Source organism: Pseudomonadota bacterium (genome assembly GCA_022361155.1).
GTDB lineage: Bacteria > Myxococcota_A > Polyangia > Polyangiales > JAKSBK01 > JAKSBK01.
Window position 1 is genome coordinate 1 of the sequence record JAKSBK010000081.1, and the last position, 5,594, is coordinate 5,594.

Here is a 5,594-nt window from a genome sequence, read left to right on the forward strand (position 1 = left end):
ATCTGCGTCGCAGTCGACATTTCACGCGACGTCGTGTTCGCGCGCGTCGTGAGCTGCTGCGGCCCGACGAGCGCGGTAGCTCCCACCACCATGACAGCCAGCGCCATCATGACCTCGATCACCGTGAAACCGGATCGGTTGCAGAGCTGCCGGCTTCGGCTGGGAGAGCTTCGACTCACCCGAGCAGCCTCCTTCCTTCGGCGCCGTCGCTCATTTCAGCTGCGTCGCTCATTTCAGCTGCGTTGCTCACTTCAGCAGCCTTGCGGTGCCGCCCAGAGGGAACACGATCCGGCGAGACACACCCTTGATGACGCCGCCCACCGTGCGATCCACGTTGAAGATCACGCCCGTGGTTACGCCGGCTACGCTCCACAAGAAGCGTCCCGAGCCCGAGCGCATCATCACGGCGCCGCTCGGCTCGTAGCAGATGTCCACATCCGGGTCGGGCGTCACCGACACGACGTGGGTGCCCCCGATGTTGTAGGTTTCAGCCTCCACCTGCTCGACGGGGGTGCCGGTGAAGGACCAGGTCTGCAGGTTGCAGCCGTTGTTCGTGCCCCGCCACATGCGCAGCCGCCCGTTGCTGTCGTCGCCCGCGTCGTAGCGCACCACGTAGGCACGCCCCGATGAGATCGCGTTGGCTCGCGCCAAGCGACCGAGACGGATGCTGTCGGATGCCAGGTCCGAAGCCCGGCGGTTGGCCATGACCAGGGCGACCTTGGGCGCAGCCAGGCTGGCGCCCACGGTGACCAAGGCAACCACGATCATTAATTCTACGAGAGTGAATCCTGCCGTTGAAGCTGTACGCATGCGGGCGATCGATTACTGTCTGCAACGGTCGTGCCCGCCAGCTTTTCGATGTGGTTCTTGAAATTATTGGATAATTCACATGTGGTCGTGCATCCCACGCCGCATCGGTTTCGAGTAGCATGAATTTTTTTCACAGAGACCGTGCCGCAGGTGGAATCGAGCTCCCCGGACGAGCAACTGGGTTTGTACCAAGTCGTCTCCATCGCTTCCTTCCGCTGTTTGACTTAACCGGCTCGATATGAAAGGAGAGGGGCATCCCGTCTCAGGACAAAGAAGAGGTTGGGCATGACGAAGTTGAATAGGCTCATCGCATCTTTGGGCAACGGTCTTTTCTGCGCGGCTGTTGCTTTGACCGCCAGCGGGTGTTTCGACACGAACCCGCGCCGGGGCATGGGGGCGGGGGCCCACGGCCAGGCCGGAGGTGGTCACGCCGGGGGTGGGCAGGCCGGAGGGGCGGGGCATGGCGCGGGCCAGACGGGAGGAGCCGGCCACGGCGCAGGTCAGGGAGGGGGCGCGGGCCATGGCCAGGCGGGGGGCGGCCATGGGGGTGGTGGCGGTCACGGTGGCGGCGTCGGTGGTGGCGGGCACGGCGGCGGCGCTGGCCATGGCGGTCAGGGCGGCGGCGGCCACGGCGGCGCTGACGGGGGGCACGACGCCGGCGATGGCGGGCACGGCGATGCCAGCGATGGCGGTGGCCACGATGGCGGCGATGCCGGGGACGCCGAGCCGGCGAGCGGTGGCAATTCCAAGGCTCGCCGGTAAGCGGGGGAGTTGACCAACGCTCTCATCAGGCCGGGCGTAACAGGTAGGCGCTGCGCCCCGGAACCGGTGCGTGCTGCGGCGCCGGCGCGTGGGGGGTTCAGTCGGCCAGCGCCGGTCCGATGGCGTCACCTATGGGCCCTATCCGCCCGCATCCCGGTACCATGAGTAGTGCTGGCTGCGTGGTCGTGGTCGACGACGATCCCGTCGTGACACGGATGCTCGAGCTCGCGCTGCGGGCCGCTGACCTGGAGGTCGTCACGACCAATCGCTCCTTCGGCGTCCTGAACCTGATCGCGTCCACCAAGCCCGAGGTGGTGATCATGGACCTCATGATGCCGGGGCTGGACGGTGCGGAGCTCACGGACCTCATTCGCAGGGATCCCGATACTGCGGGAGCTGTCGTCATCATGTATTCGGCCGCAGACGAAAGCACACTCGAGCAGCGGGGGCGTCAGTGCGGTGCGGACGCGTGGCTGCCGAAGACCACGCGCCCCAGCGCTCTCGTCAGCGAGGTCATGCGCTGGATCTCGTTGGGGCGAGGCTAAGTACAAAGGCGAGATGGAGACGCTCGAGCCAACGCAAAAGGTGCTGCACTACCTGGCGCACCACGCCTATCAGCGCAGGCGACCCTCGGAGCCGCCGTTCTTGCTCGCCTCCGGTGAAACGAGCAAAGAATATCTCGACTGCAGGCTCGCCTTGAGTCATGGAGCCTGCCTGGTGGCCCTGGGGCGTTTGGTTGCAGCAGCGCTTCGCCCTGAAGTGCAAGCCGTGGGAGGCTTGACGCTGGGAGCCGATCCGGTGGCGATCTCGGCCGCGGCGAGCTCGGCGTCGGCGGGTCGCGGCCTGAAGTGGTTCACGGTGCGTAAGGAGGCCAAGGGTTACGGGCAAGGCAAGCGACTCGAAGGGGATGTCCGCGCGGGAACGGTCGTGTGCGTCGTGGACGATGTCGTGACCACAGGTGGTTCGACGATTCGCGCGATCGCATGCTGCCGGGAAGCCGAGCTCAGGGTGGCGCAGGTCCTCGTGCTCGTCGATCGCCAGGAGCGAGGCGGTATGGATGCCATCCGGCAAGCCGTGGGGCAGACCGTGCCTGTCACGGCGCTCTTTCGCAAGGCTCAAGTCGTCGAGGCCTGGGCTTCGGGGAGTCCTGGTTAGAAGCGGTCGAACGACCTCGATCCCTTTTTAGGGGTCAGGGTCATGCGCGAGCGGTCTTGCCGGGGGTACACCGGGGTTGGCTGAGAGGACCGTTGCAGCCTAGCAGGGATGACCTGGCGTCGTCCGGGCGGGGGGCATTGTGGGCGGCGAGCGACGCTGATCCAGCCTCGGAGTCGCGGGTCCGAAAGACGATCGCCCACACGGGTCAGTGCCGGATGCTACAACGAGTCAATGTGTGTACAGGGCACGCAGGCGCGGTTGCCGGGCTGCTGGTCGGCATGCTGGGTCTCGGGGCGTCTCCCGCACACGCGGAGCCGCCGGCTGCCAGAATCGTAGAGGCCGCCGCCGAGCGCATGCACCCGAGCCGTACCTCCGGTCCGGAGCCGGCCCTTGGGTCATTTGGACGCTTGCTGGCTGGTGGGGCACTGTTTGTGCCCGGGTTGGCGCTGCACGGCGCGGGCAGCTACTCCCTGGGCGACCGCGACACAGCGCTGAGACTGCTGGCACTCGAGGGCATTGGTCTCGCGGCCGGGGCAACCGGCCTGCTGGGCATCTGGCTCACGGGCGCATCACCCAAAACGGTAGCCCCGCTGGCGTGGCTCGCGATCGACGGGACCGGGACGTTCTTGCTGAGCTGGCTCGCAGACGTCTATCACGTGCTGCGCCCCGAAGTGACAGGCCGACCAGCGATCCGGCTCGCTTGGTTGGAGGCTGGTGTGGGCCTCGGCCACGTGCGTGATCTCGTGCTCTCTCATCGCGGTTTCGCAAGCCTGGAGGTTACACTGCGCGTCGGGAGGCTACGGTTTGGACTGCAAGCGCTTGGCGCGCTGAACGTGGCGAGTCGCGGTGTACGCTCGGAGGTGGGCTATCGGTTCGTGGGCGCCACGCCGCGAACAAGCCAGCTCCAGGTGTCCTTCGTCGACCTCGCTGCCGGTGCTAGGTATCACCGCTATACTGAAGACGGCTTCGATCAGCTCACACTGGATCTGGAATTCACGTGGCGCCTGGATATGACCGACCTCGCGCAACCGCTGCAGGGTTCGTTCACCGAGCTGAGCTGGGGTCTTGGGTGGGCCTCCTATGGCGGACACCATGCGATTCGGCGTGACAACACGCAGCTGCTGCTCGCACGGATCGGGTACGGCGTGTGGCTTGGTTGCTACCAAGCTCGCTGGCTCGAGCTCATGCTCTACTACGACCACCGGCGCGATGGCCTGGTGGGCGGGCAGCACCTGCCTCGCGGGGGCGGAGGCGCTGCGTTCGGTCTCGTTGGCCTGCGCGCCACGACCTGGCTCGACGCAAACTGGGGCGCGCAGGTTGACCTCGTCCGCGGTTCGGCGACCATGCTCATGGGCAAGCTCCTTTTTCGCCACGGAGACCTGCAGTGAGGTGCCGCGCTCCTGGCGCAATCTGGACTTGCGGGATGCTGATAGTGGTGTCGCTGTCCGCGGGCTGTCTGGACGTGGCGTCCGATCGCGCTCGCCGTGACGATGGTGTGGGTCGCGCCGAAGCGCATGGCGTCGCGTTGGATGTCCGGGACGGTTTGGCCGCGATCCGCGAAATCGACGCAACCGGCGCATCCCTATGGGCCGGAGCGCCCACCTTGGCGCTTTCGCTTCGAAATCGGGACGCCCAACCGCGACGCTACACCCTCACGCTGGACAATATCCTGCCCGACGCGACCCTAGTTGCGGCTACAGCCTCTGGACCGATTCAACCTCTGCTACTCGAGCGCCCCAAGCCCAAGACTGCCAGCTGGCAGATCATGCTTCAGCCGTCCAGCACCGTTCGGGCTGCCCTACGGGTACACGACACCGAGCAGATGGGTCCCTGGTCCTTTGGTGTTTTCGGTGACGTGCAGCGAGCTGTGGACGCGGTGGAGGATATCTACCGCGCCATGAATCGGCACCCGCTGAGGTTCGTGATCATCGTGGGTGATCTCACCTCTCGCGGCACCCGCCAGGAGTTGGCGTTCTTCCAGCACAAGCTCGATGTGCTGGACGTCCCCTGCTACGCCACGCTTGGCAATCACGAGCTGATAACGCCCAGTGTCCCCTATCATGATTACTTCGGCCGTGGCAGCTCTCGGTTCAGCTTCCGCGGCGTGCAGTTTGTTCTCCTGGACACAGCAAGCGGAACCGTAGCGCCCGGGGTCTACCACTGGTTGGATCAGTGGCTTTCCAATGCCGCGACCCTACCGCTGCGTGCGGTATTCGCGCATATCGCGCCCTTCGAGCCCGCCGGTATCCGTGGCGGCTCCTTCAACAGCCACGCCGAGGCCGCTCGTTTCGTGGATCGGCTCGCCCGCGGCCGAGTAGACCTTACGGTCTACGGGCACGTCCACTCCTACTATGCGTTCCAGAACGGCGGCATACCCGCCTTCATCACGGGCGGCGGCGGGGCCATCCCCGAGCGCTTTGACGGCGTGGGTCGGCACTTCCTGCGGGTCGACGTCGAGCCGCGCGACCGGCGTCTCGAAACCACCATGCTGCGGGTCGACGGCCGATAGCAGCACATGTTGTCGCGACAGGGGGCGCGGGGCCCATCAAGCCACCTCGCTGATGAGGGATGGAATGTCAGTGCTCGCGGGCGCGTTGAACGATGGTCTCGACGTCGCTCTCGCTCATCGTCTCTCGAATCTCCCAGTGCACCATGGCACGACTGAAGCCATCGAGAATACCGCAAAAATAGTAGAACGTGCCGAGGATGTTCAGATACGCGATATCGATGTGCCAATGCGCGTGGGGTCGGCTTGGCTGCACAAAGCCTGTGCCCTTCTTCGAGGGCTTCTTGTTCCAACGGTCGAGCAGGCCCGCGGCGCGTAGCACGCGGTAGGTGCTGGACGGGCTCACCGCCACCACGTCGGC

At 65.7% G+C, this 5,594-nt stretch carries 7 protein-coding genes; 5 read left to right on the top strand and 2 right to left on the bottom strand.

Features of this window, described 5'->3' with window-relative positions; translation table 11 throughout:
* Window positions 1-246: 246 nt before the first annotated feature.
* Window positions 247-768 (bottom strand): hypothetical protein, encoded by a 522-nt coding sequence (locus tag MJD61_02345; GenBank protein MCG8554119.1) that lies wholly within the window; start codon window positions 766-768, stop codon window positions 247-249.
* A 327-nt stretch (window positions 769-1,095) separates the two neighbouring features.
* Here MJD61_02345 and MJD61_02350 point away from each other — a divergent pair, with 327 nt between their 5' ends.
* The 5 genes from MJD61_02350 (at window position 1,096) to MJD61_02370 (ending at window position 5,236) form a co-directional block, all read left to right on the top strand.
* Window positions 1,096-1,572, top strand: a complete 477-nt coding sequence (locus MJD61_02350) for a hypothetical protein (GenBank protein MCG8554120.1) — start codon at window positions 1,096-1,098, stop codon at window positions 1,570-1,572.
* 161 nt (window positions 1,573-1,733) lie between these two features.
* Entirely contained in the window at window positions 1,734-2,117 is a 384-nt protein-coding gene (locus MJD61_02355; GenBank protein MCG8554121.1) for a response regulator, read from the top strand.
* A gap of 13 nt (window positions 2,118-2,130) precedes the next feature.
* On the top strand, window positions 2,131-2,727 hold the full coding sequence (gene pyrE, locus MJD61_02360; protein ID MCG8554122.1) for an orotate phosphoribosyltransferase: 597 nt from the start codon (window positions 2,131-2,133) through the stop codon (window positions 2,725-2,727).
* A gap of 92 nt (window positions 2,728-2,819) precedes the next feature.
* Window positions 2,820-4,115: a hypothetical protein gene (locus MJD61_02365; GenBank protein MCG8554123.1), complete on the top strand. Its 1,296-nt coding sequence runs from the start codon at window positions 2,820-2,822 to the stop codon at window positions 4,113-4,115.
* Window positions 4,116-4,150: 35 nt separating this feature from the next.
* A complete protein-coding gene (locus tag MJD61_02370; protein ID MCG8554124.1) occupies window positions 4,151-5,236 on the top strand; it encodes a metallophosphoesterase in 1,086 nt (361 codons plus the stop codon).
* A 67-nt stretch (window positions 5,237-5,303) separates the two neighbouring features.
* Here MJD61_02370 and MJD61_02375 read toward each other — a convergent pair.
* Window positions 5,304-5,594 (bottom strand): DDE-type integrase/transposase/recombinase (locus MJD61_02375; GenBank protein ID MCG8554125.1); only part of this gene is annotated, 291 nt, incomplete at its 5' end.

Coding starts and splice junctions, on each gene's coding strand:
- pyrE (MCG8554122.1), top strand. CDS start 2,131: ATGGAGACGCTCGAGCCAACGCAAAAGGTGCTGCACTACCTGGCGCAC.
- MJD61_02345 (MCG8554119.1), bottom strand. CDS start 768: ATGATCGTGGTTGCCTTGGTCACCGTGGGCGCCAGCCTGGCTGCGCCC.
- MJD61_02355 (MCG8554121.1), top strand. CDS start 1,734: ATGAGTAGTGCTGGCTGCGTGGTCGTGGTCGACGACGATCCCGTCGTG.
- MJD61_02370 (MCG8554124.1), top strand. CDS start 4,151: ATGCTGATAGTGGTGTCGCTGTCCGCGGGCTGTCTGGACGTGGCGTCC.
- MJD61_02350 (MCG8554120.1), top strand. CDS start 1,096: ATGACGAAGTTGAATAGGCTCATCGCATCTTTGGGCAACGGTCTTTTC.